At 48.5% G+C, this 21993-nt stretch carries 24 protein-coding genes; 14 read left to right on the top strand and 10 right to left on the bottom strand.

Annotated features, from left to right (window positions below; translation table 11 throughout):
• Position 1 precedes the first annotated feature (1 nt).
• From fliP to ACLW56_RS10950, 3 genes are read right to left on the bottom strand one after another with little or no spacing between them, the layout of a single operon-like run.
• Positions 2-760, bottom strand: coding sequence for a flagellar type III secretion system pore protein FliP (gene fliP, locus ACLW56_RS10960; protein ID WP_330983810.1), 759 nt, complete (start codon positions 758-760; stop codon positions 2-4).
• Positions 757-1128, bottom strand: coding sequence for a FliM/FliN family flagellar motor switch protein (locus ACLW56_RS10955; protein WP_330983809.1), 372 nt, complete (start codon positions 1126-1128; stop codon positions 757-759). The genes fliP and ACLW56_RS10955 overlap by 4 nt, the downstream gene beginning before the upstream one ends.
• Positions 1125-1979 carry a FliM/FliN family flagellar motor switch protein gene (locus tag ACLW56_RS10950; protein ID WP_330983808.1) on the bottom strand — a complete coding sequence of 285 codons (855 nt, stop codon included), beginning with the start codon at positions 1977-1979 and terminating at the stop codon, positions 1125-1127. The genes ACLW56_RS10955 and ACLW56_RS10950 overlap by 4 nt, the downstream gene beginning before the upstream one ends.
• Before the next feature lie 488 nt (positions 1980-2467).
• Between ACLW56_RS10950 and ACLW56_RS10945 the strand changes: the two genes are divergently transcribed.
• From ACLW56_RS10945 to ACLW56_RS10905, 9 genes are read left to right on the top strand one after another with little or no spacing between them, the layout of a single operon-like run.
• On the top strand, positions 2468-3454 hold the full coding sequence (locus ACLW56_RS10945) for a sigma-54 dependent transcriptional regulator (protein ID WP_330983807.1): 987 nt from the start codon (positions 2468-2470) through the stop codon (positions 3452-3454).
• Between the two features lie 52 nt (positions 3455-3506).
• Positions 3507-3869: a flagellar hook-basal body complex protein FliE gene (locus ACLW56_RS10940; protein WP_330983806.1), complete on the top strand. Its 363-nt coding sequence runs from the start codon at positions 3507-3509 to the stop codon at positions 3867-3869.
• A gap of 4 nt (positions 3870-3873) precedes the next feature.
• Positions 3874-5550 (top strand): flagellar basal-body MS-ring/collar protein FliF, encoded by a 1677-nt coding sequence (gene fliF, locus ACLW56_RS10935; RefSeq protein WP_330983805.1) that lies wholly within the window; start codon positions 3874-3876, stop codon positions 5548-5550.
• Complete coding sequence (locus ACLW56_RS10930) at positions 5528-6535, top strand: flagellar motor switch protein FliG (RefSeq protein ID WP_330983804.1); 1008 nt, start codon at positions 5528-5530, stop codon at positions 6533-6535. The genes fliF and ACLW56_RS10930 overlap by 23 nt, the downstream gene beginning before the upstream one ends.
• Positions 6536-6538: 3 nt before the next feature.
• Positions 6539-7249, top strand: coding sequence for a flagellar assembly protein FliH (gene fliH / locus ACLW56_RS10925; RefSeq protein ID WP_330983803.1), 711 nt, complete (start codon positions 6539-6541; stop codon positions 7247-7249).
• Positions 7242-8582, top strand: coding sequence for a flagellar protein export ATPase FliI (gene fliI / locus ACLW56_RS10920; protein ID WP_330983802.1), 1341 nt, complete (start codon positions 7242-7244; stop codon positions 8580-8582). The genes fliH and fliI overlap by 8 nt, the downstream gene beginning before the upstream one ends.
• 2 nt (positions 8583-8584) lie before the next feature.
• Positions 8585-9028: a flagellar export protein FliJ gene (fliJ, locus tag ACLW56_RS10915; protein WP_330983801.1), complete on the top strand. Its 444-nt coding sequence runs from the start codon at positions 8585-8587 to the stop codon at positions 9026-9028.
• Complete coding sequence (locus ACLW56_RS10910; protein WP_330983800.1) at positions 9025-9417, top strand: adenylyltransferase/cytidyltransferase family protein; 393 nt, start codon at positions 9025-9027, stop codon at positions 9415-9417. Before fliJ ends, ACLW56_RS10910 begins: the two co-directional genes overlap by 4 nt.
• Positions 9418-9432: 15 nt before the next feature.
• On the top strand, positions 9433-10533 hold the full coding sequence (locus ACLW56_RS10905; RefSeq protein ID WP_330983799.1) for a polysaccharide pyruvyl transferase family protein: 1101 nt from the start codon (positions 9433-9435) through the stop codon (positions 10531-10533).
• Here ACLW56_RS10905 and ACLW56_RS10900 read toward each other — a convergent pair.
• The 7 genes from ACLW56_RS10900 to flgA all read right to left on the bottom strand — a co-directional run bounded on the left by ACLW56_RS10900 (position 10514) and on the right by flgA (position 18352).
• Entirely contained in the window at positions 10514-11683 is a 1170-nt protein-coding gene (locus tag ACLW56_RS10900; protein WP_330983798.1) for a polysialyltransferase family glycosyltransferase, read from the bottom strand. The genes ACLW56_RS10905 and ACLW56_RS10900 overlap by 20 nt on opposite strands.
• 15 nt (positions 11684-11698) lie before the next feature.
• Positions 11699-12883 (bottom strand): CDP-glycerol glycerophosphotransferase family protein, encoded by a 1185-nt coding sequence (locus tag ACLW56_RS10895; protein ID WP_330983797.1) that lies wholly within the window; start codon positions 12881-12883, stop codon positions 11699-11701.
• A gap of 43 nt (positions 12884-12926) precedes the next feature.
• Positions 12927-15485 carry a glycosyltransferase gene (locus ACLW56_RS10890; RefSeq protein WP_330983796.1) on the bottom strand — a complete coding sequence of 853 codons (2559 nt, stop codon included), beginning with the start codon at positions 15483-15485 and terminating at the stop codon, positions 12927-12929.
• Between the two features lie 60 nt (positions 15486-15545).
• Positions 15546-16490 carry a lysine-N-methylase gene (locus tag ACLW56_RS10885; protein ID WP_330983795.1) on the bottom strand — a complete coding sequence of 315 codons (945 nt, stop codon included), beginning with the start codon at positions 16488-16490 and terminating at the stop codon, positions 15546-15548.
• A 128-nt stretch (positions 16491-16618) separates the two neighbouring features.
• Positions 16619-17047 carry a flagellar protein FlgN gene (locus ACLW56_RS10880; RefSeq protein WP_330983794.1) on the bottom strand — a complete coding sequence of 143 codons (429 nt, stop codon included), beginning with the start codon at positions 17045-17047 and terminating at the stop codon, positions 16619-16621.
• A 12-nt stretch (positions 17048-17059) separates the two neighbouring features.
• Positions 17060-17347, bottom strand: coding sequence for a flagellar biosynthesis anti-sigma factor FlgM (locus ACLW56_RS10875; RefSeq protein ID WP_330983825.1), 288 nt, complete (start codon positions 17345-17347; stop codon positions 17060-17062).
• A gap of 246 nt (positions 17348-17593) precedes the next feature.
• Positions 17594-18352, bottom strand: coding sequence for a flagellar basal body P-ring formation chaperone FlgA (flgA, locus tag ACLW56_RS10870; protein ID WP_330983793.1), 759 nt, complete (start codon positions 18350-18352; stop codon positions 17594-17596).
• A 98-nt stretch (positions 18353-18450) separates the two neighbouring features.
• On the opposite strand from flgA, the gene ACLW56_RS10865 reads away from it, so the two are divergent.
• From ACLW56_RS10865 to ACLW56_RS10845, 5 genes are read left to right on the top strand one after another with little or no spacing between them, the layout of a single operon-like run.
• Positions 18451-18798, top strand: coding sequence for a flagellar basal body protein (locus tag ACLW56_RS10865; RefSeq protein ID WP_330983792.1), 348 nt, complete (start codon positions 18451-18453; stop codon positions 18796-18798).
• A 2-nt stretch (positions 18799-18800) separates the two neighbouring features.
• Positions 18801-19232, top strand: a complete 432-nt coding sequence (flgC, locus tag ACLW56_RS10860; protein ID WP_330983791.1) for a flagellar basal body rod protein FlgC — start codon at positions 18801-18803, stop codon at positions 19230-19232.
• Positions 19232-19996: a flagellar hook capping FlgD N-terminal domain-containing protein gene (locus ACLW56_RS10855; protein ID WP_330983790.1), complete on the top strand. Its 765-nt coding sequence runs from the start codon at positions 19232-19234 to the stop codon at positions 19994-19996. The genes flgC and ACLW56_RS10855 overlap by 1 nt, the downstream gene beginning before the upstream one ends.
• A 22-nt stretch (positions 19997-20018) precedes the next feature.
• Entirely contained in the window at positions 20019-21221 is a 1203-nt protein-coding gene (flgE, locus tag ACLW56_RS10850; protein ID WP_330983789.1) for a flagellar hook protein FlgE, read from the top strand.
• Positions 21222-21232: 11 nt separating this feature from the next.
• Positions 21233-21970: a flagellar basal body rod protein FlgF gene (locus ACLW56_RS10845; protein ID WP_330983788.1), complete on the top strand. Its 738-nt coding sequence runs from the start codon at positions 21233-21235 to the stop codon at positions 21968-21970.
• Positions 21971-21993 lie beyond the last annotated feature (23 nt).

Here is a 21993-nt window from a genome sequence, read left to right as displayed (position 1 = left end):
ATTAACCCAGACCCAAACCGCGAATACTGGTGGTGAGTGTTCCAACAGTGAGCGACCAGCCGTCAATGAGCACAAACAGCATCAGCTTAAAGGGCAGAGAAACGATCAGCGGCGATAGCATCATCATCCCCATCGCCATCAATACGCTGGCGACAATCAGGTCGATAACCAGAAACGGGATGTAGATCATAAAGCCAATCTGGAAAGCGGTTTTCAGTTCACTTAGCACATAAGCGGGCATCACAATCGTCAGGTCCTGATCCGCTGCGTTGCCTTTAGCACTGGCGATCGTCATTATCTGCTCGATGGCCTTCCTGCTGGTTTGCGCCAGCATAAAGCGTTTCAGCGGTGTGGCCGCAGTACTCAGGGCCTCTGGCAGAGTTATCCGATCATTTTCAAACGGAACAACCGCATTATTGTAGATGTTTATCCAGACTGGGCGCATGACCAGCATGGTTAATGCCAAAGCAATGCCGATCAAAATACGGTTAGGGGGTGTTTGCTGTAAGCCCAACGCCTGGCGGAGCAACGACAGCACAATAATAAAACGGGTAAAACAGGTCATCATTAGCACCAGTGTCGGCAGGATGCCGACGAGGGTCATCAGAATAAGTACCTGAATTTTGACGCTGTATTCCTGGTTGTTACCATGAGAAATCACATTCAATAGCGGGATGTCTCCCCCCTGAGCAGACGCAAAGGGAGAGAGTATGAGCAACGAAATGCCCAGCGTAATCGTGAATGTTTGTGCGAGTTTCATGGTGCCAGGTCTTTGATTTCACTCGTGATAAACTCAAGGACGCGCAAACCGTATTTTTCGTTGACCACCACCACCTCGGCTTTACCCAGCAGAATGTTATTCACTTTAATATCCAGTGGCTCACCGGCGAGCTTATCCATTTCAATGACGGTATCATCATTAATGTCCAGCAGATCGGACAGCATGATCTCCACGGAAGAGACTTCCAGCGTTAATGTGACGGGAATGCGTTTGAGTAACGTCATCGATTCAGAAAAGCGATCTTCTAAACGGGCGACCAGCGCTTCCGCCACAGAATGCTCGGGTGGAGTGACAATTTCGTCCGCGAGTTCGAAAGTTTGCTCTAAAATATCTTCTTGCTTAGTCATAGAATTTCCCGGATGTTCGTTAACTCGGATAAAAATAGCTTATCTTTATCCTCTACAATCAAGGCATTAAATAATTCGGATTTCCCGATAGAGATCAGGAAACGGTCGGGCATCGTAATAGGCAGAATATCACCAGGCTTAATCGTGGCGAGATCGGCGACGTTCATGGGTAATTCTGCAATCTTCACGCCCATGGTCAGAGGTAGCGTATTAATAATCTCTCTTATCAGCGTCTTCTTCTGAATGTCGAATGCTGCCTTATCGACCTGCTGTTTTGTTTTACTGTGATCGTTGTGGCGGATGAGATTCAGAATGTAATCAGTATGGGCATCGTCGAGTAATATTCTGAAGCTACAATCTTTTTCATCACCCAGTACAAAAGTAAGCTGATAGGCCCAGTGTGTTTGTACGGTGCTGTTATCAAGTCTGGATGCCAGCAGGATCCCCGAGGTGTTTTTATTAAAAATAATATTACAGATATCCAGCGTAAGCCGACTTTTTAGCCGTATTTCTGTTTTGGTCGGTAACTCATCTTGCGCATTTTCACGAAGTGATGAATCCAGACCGTAAAAATTCCCTAATAACATCATTAGCAAGGAGCGATCAATATCAAATGCCAGGTGGCCTACCTGCGACATTAATAACACAGCACTTTTATTAGTGACATCCATCTCACAATAAATTCGCTTAAGGCTGATGTTGGTTCGATGTTTTTTTAGGAAATAGTTTCCTAAATGTGATTCAATTGTATCAAAATTACCTGTAAACATAGTCGGCAGACGATGATATGGACGCCCAAGTCGGTTACCTTCAATCTTAAAGATTCCGGGGGTTTGACTATACTTCAACATGATACGTTTTTCCCTGCTGTAATGCTCTGGCGCGGATGCGTTGATATTAAATTCCGCCACTAACTACATATAAGGAAGATATTAAATGGCCAGTCAACTCATTCTGCAAGTTATTAATGCATTGGTGGCCGTAATTAAAAATTAATTAAATGTATTTGGTGAGAAATGTGTGTGGGGTAGATCTGTTTTTGCTCGTCTCCGCTTCGTGTTTTTTGTATGGAAATTTATGTAACTTACTGTTTTTTATTGTTTAATATTTTTTTTATCTTTTAATTCAGGATTATTAAAGTTCCTGGTGGTAATGTTTTTGCAGGAAATTAAAGTTATTATAGGGTTGCGATTTGACGACAGCGGTGAGCATTAATCTTAATCATAGGCAGGCTTTGTAGCACGAGTGATACCTGTTCTGTTCTTTGGTCATTACGCCTGGCACAACAACGTTGTGGCTGTTAGTTTATTTGCCACTAATATGTATAAGTGAACAAATTATGTTTGAACTTATTGCCGAAGCTGCTTCCAGCATGAACACTTTCTCATTGGCGAAGCGCATTGCTTCTTTTAATGTTCCGGTACTTATCCAGGGTGAAACCGGTACCGGGAAAGAATGCGTAGCGAAGTTTATTCATTCGATTGCATTTAGTGAAGCACAACATGCACCTTATATTGGTGTTAACTGTGCTGCTATTCCTGAAAACATGCTTGAAGCAACGTTGTTCGGCTATGACAAAGGGGCTTTTACCGGAGCTGTCACGGCCGTTCCGGGGAAAATGGAATTAGCGAATAATGGTACGTTACTGCTTGATGAAATCGGTGACATGCCATTGGTATTGCAGGCCAAAATTCTCCGTGTGTTGCAGGAGCAGCAGGTTGAACGTTTAGGCAGTAACCGTCCTGTTAAACTTAATTTCCGCTTAATTGCCTGTACCAACAAAAATCTTGAGAAAGAAGTGGCTGCCGGACGATTCAGAGAAGATCTCTATTATCGAATGTCAGTTATTCCGGTCACCATACCGCCTTTACGGGAACGCATGGACGATATCATTCCGCTTGCGGAATCATTCATAAAAAAATACTCCCCGGTACTGGTTAAAAATATCAAGCTTTCTGAGTCATCCCGTCAGGCACTGCTGAGTTATACGTGGCCTGGAAACGTTCGCCAGCTCGAAAATGCGATCCAGCGCGGCATGATCCTTAACCGTGACGGCGTGATTTACCCCGATACATTGGGTTTGCCTTCAGGTGAATCTGACGTCTGGAGCGAACCGGGATGGCAGATAACACCTCGTGTACAAATAACAGAAAATGGCAACCTGGGGCGGCATGGCCGCAGTGCGCAATACCAATATATTGCTGATTTAATGCGTAAATACCAGGGCAATAAAACCAAAATCGCGGATTTATTAGGGATCACCCCTCGTGCGCTTCGTTACCGGCTGGCATCCATGCGAAAGCAGGGAATCGAGATCTTTCCCTGAGTCCGTCTGCCGTAAACCGTAGAAGTCGCGCTTTTTATTTTAAGAGTAGGTCATGACTATAAACACAATTAACCCAGCCAGTGAGATGCAGACCAATCTGATGCAGGAAATGCAGCAGATGAACGCCGTCGTCCAGGCCCCTGTTCTTTCACCGATTCAGTCCAATGTTGTTGGGGCGCAATCAGCAATCTCGCAGGCTTCATTCGGCCAGGTTTTACAGGGAGTGCTTGATCATGTTGATCGGTTCCAGCAGGTTGCGGAGCAAAAGCAAACCGCCATTGATATGGCAAAAAGCGATGACCTTGCTGGTGCGATGATCGCCAGTCAGCAGGCCTCTTTGTCATTCTCGGCGCTGGTTCAGGTTCGAAACAAAGTCGCTTCCGGATTCAACGACCTGATGAGTATGTCAATCTAACGTTATGACCGAGTTGATAAAAAAGTTAACCCAATTCCTCCCACCGTTCCCTTTCCGGCTGGATGGCTATAAAAGATGGGGGCTGTTGGCTGTGCTGGCCGTTGCTGTGACGGCGGTTATCGTGAACATGTTGTGGAACAGTAACCACGGTTATGTTTCGCTGTATGGGCGTCAGGAAAACCTGCCGGTTTCGCAGATTATTACCGTACTTGATGGCGAGAAGCTGGAATATCGGATCGATCCTGAAAGTGGACAAATACTGGTTCCGGAAGAGGCGCTCTCCAGAACGCGTATGGCGCTTGCGGGTAAAGGCGTGCAGGCGATGCTGCCCAACGGCTATGAGTTGATGGATAAAGATGAAGTGCTGGGCAGCAGCCAGTTTGTGCAAAACATCCGCTATAAACGCAGCCTTGAAGGGGAACTGGCACAGAGCATTATGACGCTGGACGCGGTAGAAAATGCGCGGGTGCATCTGGCATTAAATGAAGAGAGTACGTTTGTCGTCAGTGATGAACCGCAAAACAGCGCCTCTGTGGTTGTGCGTTTGCATTACGGCTCCCGGCTGGATATCGATCAGGTCAATGCGATTGTGCATCTGATTTCCGGCAGTATCCCTGGTCTTAACACCTCGCAGGTCAGCGTCGTCGATCAGGCGGGAAACTTATTGTCCGATGGTGTGGGGGCGGGGGAAGCGGCGTCGGCCATCACGCGGAAACACGATCGGGTCCTGCTGGATATCCAGGATAAAACCCGCGCCAGTGTAGCGAATGTTCTCGATTCTCTGGTGGGCGTCGGTAACTACCGAATAAGCGTCATGCCGGATCTCGACCTGAGCAATATCGATGAAACGCAGGAACACTATGGCGACGAGCCAAAAATTAACCGGGAAGATAATGTCCAGGATAGCGATACCAATCAAATCGCGATGGGTATCCCCGGTTCGTTAAGCAATCGTCCGCCTGTTGCGCCCAATCCGCCGATTCCTCCGGCGGCAGCGCCGGAGGAATCGGGCCAGCCGCCACAAGCGCTGTCGAAGCACAGCGAAAACAAGCGTGATTTCTCCTATGACCGTAGCGTGCAGCATATTCAGCACCCAGGTTTTGCGGTGGTTCGGCTGAATGTTGCGGTGGTCCTTAATCAGAATGCGCCAGCGTTGAAAAACTGGACGTCGGAGCAAACTACGCAACTGACGAATGTGCTGAATAGCGCTGCGGGAATCAATGCCCGCCGCGGTGACAGTCTCTCATTATTTCTGCTTAATTTTGTCCCACAGGTCGCGCCTGTCGAGCCAGTGATTCCGTTGTGGAAGGATGAGAGCGTCCTGGCCTGGGTGCGTTTAATGGGCAGTGGCCTGCTGGCGTTGCTGCTTCTTTTGTTCGTTATTCGTCCTGTGATGAAACGGATTACGGCGATACGTCAGCAACCGGTTTCTCCTGAACTGGCGCTGGATAATGCTGTGCGGGCCATGCCGGTTGATGAACCGCGTTTGGCGGTGTCGGAAGACGGCCATAAAAACATTGAACTGCCTTCTTTCCCTGGCGATGACAGCCTGCCTTTGCAGAGTTCCGGCCTGGAAGTGAAGCTGGAGTTTCTGCAAAAACTGGCGATGAGCGATACCGATCGCGTAGCTGAAGTTCTCAGACAATGGATTACCAGCAATGAGCGAATTGACAAACAATAACCGCATGTACCTCGAACAGGCTGCGATTCTGTTGCTGTGCATGGGAGAAGATGCCGCAGCGACGGTGATGCAAAAACTCAGCCGTGAGGAGGTCGTGCGGCTGAGTGAAAATATGGCGCGCCTTTCTGGGGTGAAAACAAACATGGCAAAAAAAGTCATCAATAATTTTTTTGAAGAGTTTAGCGAGCAAAGCGGTATTAACGGCGCCTCGCGTTCCATGTTGCAAAGCATTTTGAACAAAGCGCTGGGAACGGAAATAGCCAGTAGTGTGATCAATGGAATTTACGGTGATGAGATCCGCTCGCGTATGGCGCGTTTGCAGTGGGTTGAGCCGCGACAACTTGCCATCCTCATTGCGGAAGAGCACCTTCAGCTTCAGGCGGTATTTCTGGCGTTTTTAACTCCGGAAATCTCCGCCACGGTGCTCTCTTATATGAGTGAATCGGTCCAGAACGAAATTCTTTACCGGATAGCCAAACTCAGCGATGTGAACCGTGATGTCGTGGACGAGCTGGATCGTCTGATTGAACGTGGATTATCGGTCCTTTCTGAACACGGCTCTAAAGTGAAGGGGATCAAGCAGGCGGCAGATATTGTGAACCGCTTCCAGGGCAACCCGCAGCTTATCCTCGATCAGCTTCGTGAACGTGATGAGGATGTACTGGAAAAGCTACAGGATGAGATGTACGACTTCTTTATCCTTAGCCGCCAGAGCGACGACGTTCGCCGTCGGCTGCTGGATGAAGTCCCGATGGAAGACTGGGCTGTGGCGCTCAAAGGGACCGAGACACTATTGCGCCGCTCCATTTACGCTGTGATGCCAAAGCGTCAGGTTCAGCAACTGGAGTCCATTACCGTGCGTCTGGGTCCGGTACCTGTCAGCCGAATTGAACAGATTCGTCGCGAAATTATGAATGTTGCCCGTGAGCTCGAAGAAGCGGGTGATATCCAGCTACAGCTCTTCACCGAACAGACGGCGGAATAGGTCATGGCGATTGAAAAACTACGCGGACGCTATCGATTGCATCGGTTTCCTCCCCGGCAGCGTTATCTTCAGGATGAGCATTTAACGCCGGGAATAACGCCGGCAGATTATCAGCGTCGGCTGATGGACGGTTTCGAGGAAGGGTTACAAAAGGGTTTTGATCAGGGGATGATTGAAGGCCAGCAGCAGGGCTTTCAGGAAGGACATCAAAAAGGATACGAAGAAGGTCAACGACAGGGTTACACGGAAGGCAGCCTTGTGGGGCAACAGGAAGGGCGCAAGGAATTTACTCTGGCGGCACAACCGCTTGAGAGTATCTCCGGTAAGGTCAATGATTACCTGGCGCACATGCAGCGAAAGCAGCGTGAAGACCTGCTGCAACTGGTTGAAAAAGTGACCCGCCAGGTCATTCGTTGCGAACTGGCGTTGCAGCCGACGCAGCTGCTGGCGCTGGTGGAAGAGGCGCTTTCTGGTTTTACGACAATGCCGGAAACGTTGCAGGTTTTGCTCAGTAATGAGGAGTTTGCCCGCATTAAAGATGCTGTCCCGGAAAAGGTCAGCGAGTGGGGGTTGATGCCAACCCCTGAGTTACTGGCCGGTGAGTGCCGGGTTATCACTGATACATCGGAACTGGATATCGGCTGTGAACACCGGCTGGAACAATGCATGATGGCGTTAAAAGAGACGCTGGTACCGGAGCGGCAGGGTGAGTGACTTTTCCGCCTTCGACAATGCGCTTCGTTCAATTGAGTCAATTCCGCTCGCCCGGGTTGCCGGGCGGTTAGTGCGCGTTAACGGTATCCTGCTTGAGAGCGTGGGGTGCCCGTTGGCCACCGGGCAGCTCTGCCGTGTCGAAAGCGCCAGCCATACCCTGATTGATGCCCAGGCAGTGGGCTTTAACCGTGATATTACCTACCTGATGCCTTTCAAACACCCTGTTGGCCTCATGGCGGGGGCGAGGGTCTTCCCCGAAGAAAAGGTACAGGAGGTCCTCATCAGTGAAAGCTGGCTGGGAAGGGTTGTGAATGGTCTGGGTGAACCGCTGGATGCGAAAGGTCGTCTGACGGGCAATGACGTCCTGTCGCTTCAGGCTCCCTCGATTAACCCCTTAATCCGGCAGCCGGTGAGCCAGCCTCTTGACGTCGGTGTTAAGGCCATTAACGGGCTGTTGACTATTGGTAAAGGCCAGCGAGTGGGGTTGATGGCAGGCAGCGGTGTAGGTAAAAGCGTACTGCTGGGGATGATGACCCGACAAACCAAAGCCGATATTGTTGTGGTCGGCCTGATTGGTGAGCGGGGGCGCGAAGTGAAAGAGTTTATTGATCACTCTTTAGGGGCAGAAGGGTTAGCAAAATCGATCATTGTCGCGGCGCCAGCGGATGAATCGCCTTTAATGCGTCTGAAAGCAACCGAACTTTGCCATTCCATCGCGGCCTGGTTTCGCGATCGCGGTTACCACGTCTTATTGCTGGTGGATTCGTTGACGCGTTATGCCATGGCACAACGTGAAATAGCCCTTTCGCTGGGGGAGCCTCCGGCTACCAAAGGTTATCCGCCGTCGGCGTTCGGCATGATCCCAAAACTGGTGGAGAGTGCGGGGAATAGCGAAAGTGACGGTTCGATGACGGCTATCTATACGGTGCTGGCGGAAGGTGACGACCAACAGGATCCGATCGTCGACTGTGCGCGGGCCGTGCTGGATGGTCACATCGTTCTGACGCGTAAACTGGCAGATGCGGGGCACTATCCGGCAATTGATATCGGTCAGTCGATCAGCCGATGTATGACGCAGGTAACAACCCGGGAGCATCAGCAGAGCGCCCGGCTGCTGAAAAAAAACTATGCCACTTATATGGATATCAAACCCCTTATTCCATTGGGGGGGTATGTGGCAGGAGCCGATTTGGGCGTGGATAAAGCGGTTAAAGTTTTCCCGATTATTGAGCGTTTTTTGCGTCAGGACGTCAGCGAACCGGCTTCGCTTGAGCTGGTGCAACATCTCTTGCAAACCCATTTTCCGGCTGTGAAAAAGACAGAAGGTAAGTAGTCATGCGGCAGATTATTGATACCCTGGCGCAATTGCAGCGCCTGCGAGATAAATCGGTAAAAGATATTACAATACAGCTTGCGAAGCAGAAGCAGGTATGTAGCGGATATGATAGTAATATCAGGGCATTAGGTTGTCTTATTCAAAAAACGGGTGCCGAAGGAAACGCCCCTTCCGTAGCGTCACTGAAAAATGTGACGGACTATAAAGGGGCTCTACGCAAAGTGATTGCCTGGCAGGAGCAGGAAAAGGCGCTGGCGAAAATCAAAGAAGACCGTATTCAGAAAAGCCTGATTGCAGCAGCCTGTCAGGAAAAAGTGGTCACTGTGGCTCTGGAGGAGCGGCGCCACGAGCTGTCCAATGAGGGAATGATAAAAGATCAAAAGCGTGTCGATGAGATTGCAACACAGTGCTGGCTGCGACAAAAGATTCTGGGGCTGGTATGAAAACGGTTATTACCTTCGGCACGTTCGATATTTTCCATATTGGGCATCTGCGTATTCTGGAGCGTGCCAGAAAACTGGGTGAGCGACTGGTGGTCGGGGTCTCGTCTGATGTGCTGAATATACAGAAAAAAGGTCGTGCCCCGGTCTATAACCAGGAACATCGGATGGAAATTGTGGCGGGACTGAAATGTGTCGATGACGTATTTCTTGAAGAATCACTGGAACAAAAAGCGGAATATATTCAACGCTTCCACGCTGACATGCTGGTGATGGGGGATGACTGGGGGGGACGTTTTGATAATTTCTCCGGCTTGTGTTATGTGGTTTATTTACCCCGGACACCTTCAGTATCAACAACCTCGATAATTGAGGTTGTGAAGCAATATTAATAGCAAGAGAGGAATGTGACTCTGAACGCATTTTTAATTAATGACACCGAAGATGTATATCATTGGGGATGCAATGGTACGTCGTCGCAGATTAAAAAACAGCTAAAGCAGCATGGCGTTGAACAGATATTTTCTCTGCCAGTTTACACTGTTCCATTATTACCCAATATACCTCTCAAGGTCAGCGATATTGGGACCCGAGACGATTTTATTAATAACTTTAGACCCATAGCCAATGCGATGAGCGCCAGCGATATTATCATCGTGAACGGTGAAGGTACTGTTCATGATTTCAGACCCGCGGTCAGGGCATTATTGTTTTTAATGATTGCGGCCAAAAAATTTTTCGGTAAAGACGTCCACTTGATTAATCACTCCTGTTACCCCAATTCATCTGATGAGAATATATTAAGTTATTATAAGGAAGCATATCGTTCATGTGACTATATCGCAGCACGAGAAAGCTTGTCCGCATTAATTATTCGGATGGTGATAGGCGTTCCTTGCGCTGATGCATTTGACAGCTTGCCGTTGACCATCAGAGATGTACAACAGGAAATACCTGAAAACCTTATCACTGAAGATTACATCTGTATTTCTGGTGCTGTAAATTATAACATGCTAAGAACCGACTACATTGTATCAAAAATAAAAAATAACTACCCTGATCATAAAATAGTGTACCTTGCCGGCTCAAAAAAAGAAGGCATCCGCAGCAAAGAAAAAAAAGTCATTGAACACTATCTGGAGAAACTTCCAGAAATGATCGTCTTTGATGCTAAAACGCTTGAAGCATGGCTTTCAATTATAAAATATGCTGCAGTTATGATTTCCGGGCGCTACCATTACACTGTTGCTGCCGTTTGTTTTGGAACGCCAGTTGTTTATTTTCCATCGAATACGCCAAAGATTGAGGCTATGGCTTATGATATCGGACTACCGAAAGCCGTATCGACAGAAGAGGAATATTGTCGAATGATGGACTCCATCGATAGTATTGAATGGCAAAGCCATTTACACAGTTTATGTAAAAAAGCAGAGAATAATTTTGAGTGGCTTCTGGCAGCAGGAAATAATAAACATGATCCTCATTTAGTTAATCCAGCCAACCGCTAATGATATCTTTTTTTATTACGGCAGACTTCACCAGTTGTTTCAGTATAGGGTTTTTCAATGATTCAACTTTTGTGTCGGCATGACCAATGATATGCCGGAATACATTCTTATTCATGGTGAAAATTAATGTGCTAAAAGTGCAAATAATCTCTTTGGGTGCCAGTCCGATCAGTGGAAGGATCTCAAAAGAGAGGCTATTCGAAATGGTATAAACATTTTCACCCAAAGCATGTGTGATTTTTAGTCTGTTTTTTGGGTGATTAATCGGATGTGCTTTAAAAATAACACGGTCAGTGTCTTTAATGATTCCCTGGTCTTTCATCCGAATGATTTTATTTACCTGCTTTTTTGTGATTTCATTATCTTTTTGCGTATCAAAATATCCAGCTCCCATATATAATAAACTGTTTTTATGTTGCATCTCTTGCCTTATCTGATTAAGTATGGGGATATTTAAATTGAGTAGAGACAGACAAAAAGCCAGCGTTTTGGGATCGGTCTCATGTATGCCGCCTCGCTCTAACGTTCGGGTATTTTTTCTGATATAACGATAAAAAGGACTTGTACCGTTGTGAATATGATTTTCGTATTGATTCATAAGATGATATGAAACATCGAAAAAATGATGCCACATATAATTCATTAATTCAGGCCAGGTGGTGCGAAAATAATCAGAAAATGGATTGGTTTCATGAGTGAGAATGGCATCGAAATATTTTACACAGGCCGCTTTCAGGGCGCCGAATTCCTTTTCCTGCAGTTGACTTAATTCATACCTGTCGGTGATGCTTTTTATGCCATCATCATAGAGATGTATTTTTATGCGGTCATTTGATATCTTTTTAGAAATAGATGCAACAACTCTGTAAAGTTCGACATTTGTAAATGCAATATTGCCATGTATTTCAACTTCAGCCGGTTTGAGTTTTTCTATTATCTCTGTGATTTTTGCTGTGAATTCAGCGCTGACCGTATATTTTTGGCGTATGTAGTATGCGTGAGTCCCTTTTAACTGGAAGGGGGTAAGCTCCGTTCTGTACCAACATATTATCTTTACAACTGATAAGTCATATGCACACCTGGCAAAATCTAACATCTGAGGAATAGTCTGAACGGAACCTGATGAGAGGTATATTTTCAATTTTTTCACAATATTAACCTGATGTTATTCTGTCAATGTATTGATAAACTGACTCAGTGTGTGAGAGGAGGATGCTGCATCACTCTGAAATAATGTTTTTTTGGCGTCGGTTCGGTTCAATGAACGTTCATCTCGGTTAAGCGCCTGGTGTAAGACGGTGATAATATTCTCACTATTGAATTTATAACGAAAATCATCGTTAACAGGCACAAGGTTATAATCAGGTTCGAAGTTTTCATGTGTTCCAGACAGAATATCCAGCGTCATAATGGGTTTATTGGTGAGTAAATAATCAAACATTATTGATGAATAGTCCGTAATGAGAATATCGAATTTGCTCATGTAAGGGTACATATCGGTATTCATATCAATGAAATAAAAATTGTTAATTTCTAATGATCCGATATTTATGCCAGTGTGGTGATAAGCGTGTGCCTTTATAAATACATCGATATTGTTTTTTTGTGTATAAATGATTAATTTACTGACAATGTCTTTGCTGAGTAATTCAGTATTTTTAAAGCGTTGCCAGGTAGGTGCAATAAATATTTTCCTTCTTTTATTTAATATCGCCCGGGTTGTTTTGCCATTAAGTTTTGCGCCGAGAAGTTCTGACGGCTTTGCGGGGCGAACAAGAACTTCATTACGAGGATATCCCGTATTGAAAATGGTATGGCAGCCAAAAACCTCGCTCCAGAAGGTGTTTAACGGGATTGCGGTGCTTAATACATAATCAGCACGAGAAGCCCATGCTAAAGATGTACTGAATCCAGGATCGCTTGTGCTCAAATAAGGTGTTAGTTGCAATAGCAGTTTTTTAACAGAGATACCGTGCCAGAGTTGGATATGAATTGCACCTTCCAGACAGGCAAAGTAAAGCCAGTTTCTGTGTAAGCTATGATGAGGGTTGACGCAGAAAACGGCTATGTGAGTCTCTAAAAATAGATTGATGGTTTCGTCATTATTCCTTCCGATAAGATGTACCGGAAGATTATGTTGCTGAAGCATAGTATAAACATCTTCGTTCCATGTACACCAGATACATTCCAGTTGCGTATTCTTTACCATATGCAGATACAGGTATTTCGTATTGTCAGAAAATGCATCACGATCAAAAAAAAGAATGCGTTTTTTACATTTTGTTTTTTTAATTGAAATCTGAGATAACGCCTGAAAGAGTCGATGATCGACAACCGGATAATTATTCATATTTATTTCTCATGTTTTGTGGGGAAGTTACGCATAGCAAATATCAACTAAATAATTTCTTTTGCAGGCTAAGCAGAAGAGTATTCATTTGTAATTGCGATGGATTGGTCAGCAAATCCTCAATCACCCGTGCCGCTCTTTCCCCTGCTTTTCCATCCATATAGGCATCGCAATAATGATGGCGAATTTCATTCAGTGATGCTTGCAGAGATGTCCAGTCAAAGGCATCGGACAGTAAGGTTTTGAGTTGGGCGACATCTTTCGCAACAGGTAAAATGTCGCGGATATGCTGGTCGGCGCTGTGCGGGGTGGAATAACTTTGCCCATCAAGCAGCGTCTTCATCTCTGGCCACTCGAGCAAAATGACGCGCTTTCTCATATGAATCGCATCAAAAATAAACCCACTGCTGTCTGTCAGCACATAGTCTGCTTTGGCCAGTAGAGGCAACACATGCTTTGGCGCGTCAGCTCTTTTCTTTAAGTGCTTATTAGCCAGTGCCAGCGACGCCGCCTCTTCGGGCTTGTAGCAGGTGCCGTGATGCAATTTAGTGACAATATTAAAATCATGGCTCAACCGTCCGAGCTTTTCTGCCCAGTGGGGGAGTGAACTTAATGCTCCATAGGTTGGGGCATACAAAATCGTTGGTTTTTTGTCATCCAGTTTCACCACGTTGGGTACTCTGGCGTCAAAGCTGGCGTTATGCCACTCATCAAAACGCGGATTACCCACCACTATTGCGCTGCCGTTAATATCCAGTGCCTGCTGACTGTGGTGGCTGTAGCACAAAATGCGCTGGTAGAAGGTGTTCCACCAGGCGTGGTTCCACTCTTCTTTCGCCAGACCATACATCGCGCGGACATGGCAATCGGAAAGGCCATTGAGCAAAGGGGTATAGTACGGGCTGATAAGACATTTATAGCGCTGACGTCGTTCTGTGACGTCTGAAAGTCGGGCCCCGCCCAGCGCAGGATCATCGATAGTTCTAAGGGTCTCCAGCATTTCATCCAGAAACGGCTTTTGGATCCTGTCGCTGATCAGCAGTGAACAGGTATGGCCCATTGCCTGAAGTGCTGTGATGACAGGGCGATAGACAGCGTAATGGAGAGAGGTCTCCATATAAAACCCAATAATATCACTGCATACGGGAGCGGGATGTGATTGCCCTGCTACGGGGTCCTGATGGCTGGCTGGTGTTTTATTGATTTTATTGAAGTAATAACCAATGTTGTCAGTCTCTTTCTTTTCAATATCACTGTAGCCCGCGCGCTGGTAGCAAATGCTTGGGTAACAGGCCAGCCATTTTCCGTCGTCCAGCAGTGGCTGCCATTGTTCTTCGGGTGTACAGGAAGGATCGTGCTCCATTTGTTGGATCAGTGCAGCGTAATAATGGCTATTCACCAGATAGGCGCAAACCTTATTGCAGTCTCGCGCGTGGATCATTCCGTGCAGGCTCTTAAGCATATTCCCGCGCTTAATCTCGCCACCCAGCAGAATCACTTCCCAGGGGAATTTGGGCAGGGCATTGAGCAGCGCGTTCAGCACCCGGATATATTTTTCCTGCTTCAGGATGACCGTATCGTCTTCCAGTAGCAGATAGTTCTTCCAGCCTTTCTGCTGTGCCAGCCGAAGCGCCTGTAAATGGGACTGGCGTCGGCCCAACTGGCCGGGGGGGTCTTCCGTTGCGCTCAGCCGGGTAATTTTGGCCTCCGGGACATGCAGCTGTGCCAGTTCCTGCCTGATAAGCTTCAGGCGATCCGGACGTTTATCCAGATTGACGATCACCACCTGATCAATACCCTCCCACAGGATCGGTTGATGATGGGTGGCGTTATGCAAACTCAGAAACCAGGTTTTGAGGATGGGATCGGTAATGTATGTCTCCAGACTGACCTCTAACGCCTGGCCTGAACCGAGCACAAAATCTTTGTCGAACGTATTCTGGTTATGCGAGATACAAAGGATGGTGCGTTCACCGGGTAATTGCAGCGGATTGGCGGTGAATTTGTTGGTGAATCCCTCTTCTTCGCTTAAGTGACATGCATCGTCATAACGATGCTTTTTCAAATAATTGCGGTGATAACAGAAGGTACCGTTGAGTATATTTTGCGGCCCAAAACTACGCGTTCTGAAAATCCGATTAATATGGCTGTACCAGATGGGGATCTGGTCCGAACCGGAAATCAGCGCCCGATGACGTTGCATCATCGTAATGGTATAGCTGATTTTATCCGCTGGATAAAAATCATCATCATCCATACAGATAATATATTCACCTGACGCTAGCTCGTTGAGCATGTTACGTTTTTTACCCAGAGCCAGTTTTTCCGAATGGTGAATATAGCGAATATTATATTTTTCAGGATGCCCTTGCGTCAGACGCTCAATCATCGGGAGATGGCTTTGTGGTGAATCGTCGAGGATGACCAGCTCCCGGCGATCGGCTGGATAATCCTGATAGCGATACATGTACAACAAATACGGTAAAAATGCGCCGCGATTCCAGGTTGGGGTCACGACGCTAACAAACGGCTTTTCACGACCGGTATCGAGTGTTTTTACGACGCCAGGCAGTGCGCTGTGCGGTGAGGAAGAATGAAACATGTTGGCGTATCTTTTGTGGGCCGAAAAAGGACCGGGATTGCTCCCGGCCAAGAGGCATTTCTAATCGATAAGCAGTGAGAATGCCGAGAGCAGGTGGTCGGCAGGCAATATCGGTAGCAACTGCTGCCTCGCCAGCGGTGCATCTGCACTGTGTCGCCAGCGTTCAAATAATGCAAACAGGGCGAAAATTTCGTCCTGGTTTATGGCAGAACCGTCAAGCGTCCACAGGGTGAACAGGGTGCGAATCAGGTGAAAATCGGTCACTAATTCGAAATAACGATGGATAACGTTTTCACTGTCGTGCTGTGGGAACATATCGTGATACAGGCGGTAAATCAGATAGTTACTGAAGATCCATGGCGTCTGTGCGAAGTACCGCTCATACGTTTCAGGCCACTGTGACTGCAATTGCCGCTGCAACAACACTTCGCTGTTGGCATCCTGTAGCATCAGCAAACTCACCTGCAAAGGGAGGCTGGCTTTACGCGGCGTGTCGGGAAGGGTCTGCCAGTCAAATTCAAAGCTGCCCATCCGGGTGAGTAAGCTGCACTGAAGCTGAGGCACGGCCGGTAATAGTCTGAACTGCTCCTGTAATTTTCCCTCTTCTGCGTAACCTGCCAGGATGTCGGGCAAAGAGGCAATACCTTCCAGTATCTCAGTGCTGTCACCCGGTAATTTTTCCGAATAGGACAGCATAATCCCTAACGCGTAGAGTCGCATTTCAGGGGATAAGCCGGGTAGCGTGACGGTATTCAGAGCCGACTGATTCAACTGCCTGTCGCGCAGGGATAATGCACGACTACCCGGTTCCGCTTCACACTGGGTGACGTGCAGGGCAAAGGTATGAGGGGCTTCCAGCGCCGCTTTACAGCTGGCGGCCTCCGTCAGGGCCAGACTCTGGCGAATTTCGTTCTGCCATGCCATCCGGAGGTGCAGAGGGGAATCTGGATTGTGGAATAAAAACGAGCGAACAAAGTCTGGCTCGTAACATTCAATCGTACTCATAATGTGTTCTCAGTGGCCCAATATTCTCATTCGAGCAATTTGCATGCCGGAATTTATTTCCGGGTTATATCAATGCATTGAATCCTGGAGGGGAAAGTAAACTTCCGCTGACAGGAAGGTTATTCACATTAGCGGTGATAAATAAAATCCACTTCAGAGCCTAAAAATGACTGTATAAACTCGTACTGCCTGATGAGTAAATCGCCATTCTTTTCGTTGTACGTTTTACAGCGTTCGGCTTTTTGCTCAAGGTTCTGCCACCAACTGTGCGCCGTGCTTTTTTGTGGCGCAGGCAACCAGTTAAATACCCGCTCGATTCCGGTACGGTTTACATCTACCTCCAGCGATTGCAGGACTAAACGTCGCTGCTGGCTACTGAGGCTCAACTGTTCGTATTGCTGTTGAATGGCGTCGTTAACGGTTAAAAGCGCTTCGCTGTCGCGACGAATCATACACAGACGCTGCTCCTCCAGTAGGGGCCGAAGCGTGTCATACCGCCTCTCATCGTCGCGAATCCCCTGAAGCAGGGTTTTAACCAGATCTAACCGGGTGCTCACCCTTCTGGCCCCTTATTTTTGAAAAAAGCGAAACATATCGGCGGCAAGCTGGTCGGTATCAATCGCCGGCTCGCCGGTAGCCAGCGTCGCTTGCATCCGGGCCACGTTGTCGTAATCAATATCACCCTGGCTGTCTTCGTTCAGCGCTTGCTGGGCAGACTGTAAACCGGCCTGTGTAATATCTTCGGCGGAGGCTGGGGTTACTCCGCTGGTACTGGTTTGTGCCGTGTTCTTGTCCTGGCTTTCCTTTTCGGTGCCCGGGGCTGGTCGGCTGCCGGAAATCATCGGTGTTATCTTCATATCAACCTCGTACATGTCCCGTCTGGCTGTTTTCTGTCATTGCATTAAAGAAAGCGGCCGTGATGCAGGAAAACTTTAATCCAGTCACAAAAAATCACATCACCTGAGGCTGATGACAAACCTCTAACGAATGCAGTTTTGTCATAAGTGACCGAAAAAAAACAAGGAAAATCAATTCATTGATTTTCGGCTGCTCACCACAAAGAAGGAAAAACCACGTTTTTTCCTTCTTTGTCAGCAATCTGATTACCTGTCCGTATTGACCGGGGTAACGATGCCGGTATCGTCCACCATGCCGCTGATCACGCGCTGGCTGCTGGTGTTGCGGATGTTGATAACATCCCCTTTGCGCCCATTTTTCAACGCCACGCCAGGCATGGATGCGGTGATCCCATCCCTGCGCGAGACAATTGTCACGGGCTGGTCACGCTTGACCAGCATCGGCGTGACCAGCTCCGCGCGGGTGAGGGGTTTACCGGGTTGTAGGGTACGTTTAGCGGTCAGCCCGGTCGCCTCTTCAACGTGAAGCATTAGCCCTTCCTGCCGGCCACTGATATTGAATTTTTTGAGCTGTAGATCGTTTACGGTTAATACCGTATCGCGCGCAATCACTGACTTCGGCATGACCACCGGGACGTAGACATCAGGACGTACCGCAACGTTGATATGCCAGCCTGTGTTACCCGGACAATTCACCTCAAAATTCATGCGGCTGAGGACCATTCCTGCAGAAGAGATGCGGGCAACTCGCGGTGTGGCGGCGCAGAGAGGGGCGCTGGCAACCATTGAAGGGATATAAATATTGAACGTATAGCGATAGTCGTGCCACTGCGCTTTCGCGGCCAGAGCATCAAGCTCACGGCTGGCCGCGCTGAGCACCTGAGCGTTGATCTGCTCTCTGGCGCTGTTTTGCACCGGATGAACGGCAGCCTGAGTGGGCAAGGCAAAGAGCAGGGTCAGCGCTATTTCTGCGCCGGGAAGGAAGGTTCGTTTCCTGGCATTCATTCTGTTTTTCATAAAACTGTTCCCCATCAATTAGTTACAAGTTGGCATGTCATTTGCTTAAAACAGTAAGCAAGATTGATGCAGGAGTGATGTAAAAAATGGGAATCAGTTTTCAGCAGGCGTTGGGTGTGCATCCGCAGGCAGTGAAGTTACGTCTTGAGAGGACCGAGCTGCTGACTGCGAATCTGGCGAATGTCGATACGCCAAATTTCAAAGCTCAAGATATTGATTTTGGTTCCGAGATGCAACGGGCCAGTGGCTTAAGCGTCGTGCCCGAAGTTGACGTGAAATACCGCGTCCCGATGCAACCCTCAGAAGATGGCAACACCGTGGAGTTGAATGCCGAACAGGCCCGATTTTCACAAAATAGTATGGATTATCAAAGTAGTTTGACCTTTTTGAATCTGCAAATCAGCGGTGTGAGAGAGGCTATTGAAGGGAAATAACCATGTCGTTTACTGATATTTATCAGATTTCCGGTTCGGCGATGACGGCACAGACCATACGCCTGAATACCGTCGCCAGTAACCTGGCAAATGCGGAATCGCCTGCCAGCAGCGAGGCGCAAGCCTATAAGGCGCGAAGTCCCGTATTTGCAGCCGTTTACAACAATAGCCTGATCGGCGGGCATCACCAGCATGCGATTGATGGTGCCAGTGTGCAGGTCCAGGATGTGCTGCAAAGCGGCGGGGCGGTGAAGCGGTATGAGCCTCATCACCCGATGGCGGATAAAAATGGCTTTGTCTATTACCCGGATGTCAATGTGGTGGAGCAAATGGCCGACATGATGTCCGCATCGCGGGATTTTGAAACCAACGTTGATGTGCTGAATAACGTCAAAAGCATGCAGCAAAGCTTACTTAAACTGGGGGATGTGTGATGAACACTCTGGCTCTGTATGTCCAATCGCAGGCACCTTCTTCTCAGGATCCTGTTTCTTCGCCAGCGCCATCTTCTTCTCCGGAGACAGAGGCACCGGAAACGGGGACGACCGATACGCCAACCACCACCACCTCAACGGAATCTTCCGGAGTGGAGGCGTTTCTGACCCTGTTTGTGGCGGAGATTGAGAATCAGGACCCGACCGAGCCGACCGATCCGTCCGAATATATCGACCAGCTCGCCTCTATGGCTCAGGTGGCCATGATGGAAGAGATGAGCGTTCAGGCAAATACCAATGCCATCCTGATGAGCAACATTCAGGTGATGGCGCTGGGAAATATGGTGGGCGACGACATTATGGTGCAGACCACCTCTTTGCAGGTGAGCGATCAGGAAATCAACGGCCGCGTCACGCTGGACGACGGATGTACCACGGTCGAACTTCATTTCACTGATGAAGCGGGAGACGATTACGCCGTGTCGCTGGTGCCTGAAGGGGAGACGTCCGTTGGTCCCGGCCAGGTGGAGTTTGATATTAACCCTGCCGACTACGGTATTCCGCCGGGTGACTACCAGGTGTCGGTAGTCACCAACACCGGTGAAGAAGAAGTGCCGATTGAAGTGGCTGGTGAAGTTTATGACGTGCGTATTCCTCTGGATGGCAGTACCCCGGTGCTCAACGTCGGAGGCGTCGGAGAAGTACCGTTCACCATGATAAGCCAGTTTGGTGTCCCGGACGGCACCGATGATCCGTCTGAATAGGTCTTAATTACAGGAATATACAATGAGTTATGAAATTGCAGCGACGGGGCTGAATGCCGTCGACGAACAGCTGGATGGCATCAGTAACAACATCGCAAACTCCGGTACGGTGGGATATAAATCGGAAACCACGCAGTTCTCTGCAATGTATGCAGGGGCGCAGGCAATGGGTGTCAGCGTGGCGGGCACGGCGCAAAGCATTTCCCGTGGCGGCTCGATGCTTTCTACGGGCAATACGCTGGATCTGGCTATCAACAATGACGGTTTTTTTATTATGTGCGACAGCGCCGGCAATATTACCTATACCCGCGCCGGATCTTTTGTCACCGATAAAGACGGTTACATTGTTAATGCTTCCGGTGACTATCTACAGGGCTATCCTGTTGATGACAGCGGTACGCTGCAAACCGGTGCCGTCACCAATATCCAGATTAAAACCGGCAGCATTCCGGCGCAGGCGTCGGACAGTATGACGTTTACGGCCAACCTCAATGCGAGCGATGAAAGCATCGATCGTACGACAACCCCGTTTGATCCGACGGATGTCAATTCCTACACCGACAGCTACACCACGATAGTGTATGACTCATTGGGCAATGAGCACTCAGTCAGCCAGTACTTTACCAAAACCGGCGATAACACCTGGGAAGTACAGTACACCTTCGATGGTGAGCTTCAGGACAGCGCGCCGGCAATCACCTTAACCTTCGATCCTGATTCCGGGAAACTGGTCTCGCCAACAGGGCCGCAAACCCTCACCTTTGAAACCGGTGAGGCCGCACCGATCTCAATGACCGTCGATTACTCCGACTGTACCCAGTATGGATCTGACTTCTCTGTGACCACCAACTCGGCGAACGGGTATGCCTCCGCGGAGCAAAACGGTATCCAGGTGGATGATGACGGAAAAGTCTACGCCACCTACAGCAACGGCGAACGCATGCTGCAAGGTCAGATAGTGCTGGCAACGTTCCCGGATGAGAACGGTTTGCAGGCAGTAAGCGGCACGTCGTGGGTTCAGACGGGCGAATCAGGGGCACCGGTGATAGGTGTTCCGGGGTCAGGTTCTTGCGGCACGCTCTCTTCCGGCATGCTCGAAAGTTCCAACGTGGACATCACCACGGAGCTGGTCGATTTGATGACTGCCCAGCGTAACTACGAGGCGAACACCAAAGTTATCTCGACCAGTACGCAGCTGGATCAGGCTCTCTTCCAGGCGATGTAAGGCGCAGAAGAATGGATCGATTGATTTATACCGCACTGAGCGGTGCGACGCAGACGTTACTGGAGCAGCAAATCAGCGCCAATAACCTTGCCAACGTGAATGCCAACGGTTTTCGTGCCGATATGGCGATGTCGCGCAACGACGCGGTTCGGGGGAGCGGATTTACCACGCGCTACATGGCGCAGGAAAACCAGAGCGGCGTCAATGACAGCACCGGTGAGGCAGAGAAAACGGAGCGCCCGTTGGATGTTGCGATTCAGGGGACCGGGTATATCGCCGTCCAGGATAGTGCTGGTAACGAAGTCTATACGCGTAACGGCAATATTCAGCAGGACGATCAGGGGCAGTTAACGATCAATGGTTACGCTGTGCTCGGGGATAACGGCCCAATCATTCTGCCACCGAATACGATTGCCTCATTTGGCAGCGACGGCACGCTGTCAGTGACTCCTGACGATGGCGATGTAACGGCCACGATGGACGTTGATCGTCTGAAGCTGGTGGATATCCCGGTCAATAACCTGGCGAAAAACGCCGAAGGTATGCTGGTGACTGCTGACGGTATTCCGGCGCAGCGTGATGAAAACATCAAAGTGAGCGACGGTTTTCTGGAAGGCAGCAATGTGTCAGCGGTCAGTGAAATGATGTCTTCTATTGCGATGAACCGCCAGTTTGAAGCGCAAATCAAAATGATGAAAACAGCCGAAAACCTGAGTGATTCGGGCAATCGGCTGTTACGCGGCTCCTGAGTCGCCGTCTTTAATCAGGAATA

The sequence above is a fragment of the Pantoea sp. sgz302252 genome (assembly GCF_047713085.1).
In the GTDB taxonomy this organism is placed as follows: Bacteria; Pseudomonadota; Gammaproteobacteria; order Enterobacterales; family Enterobacteriaceae; genus Scandinavium.
Note: the sequence above shows the minus strand (reverse complement) of the source record. Positions and strands in the feature narration are given on the sequence as shown.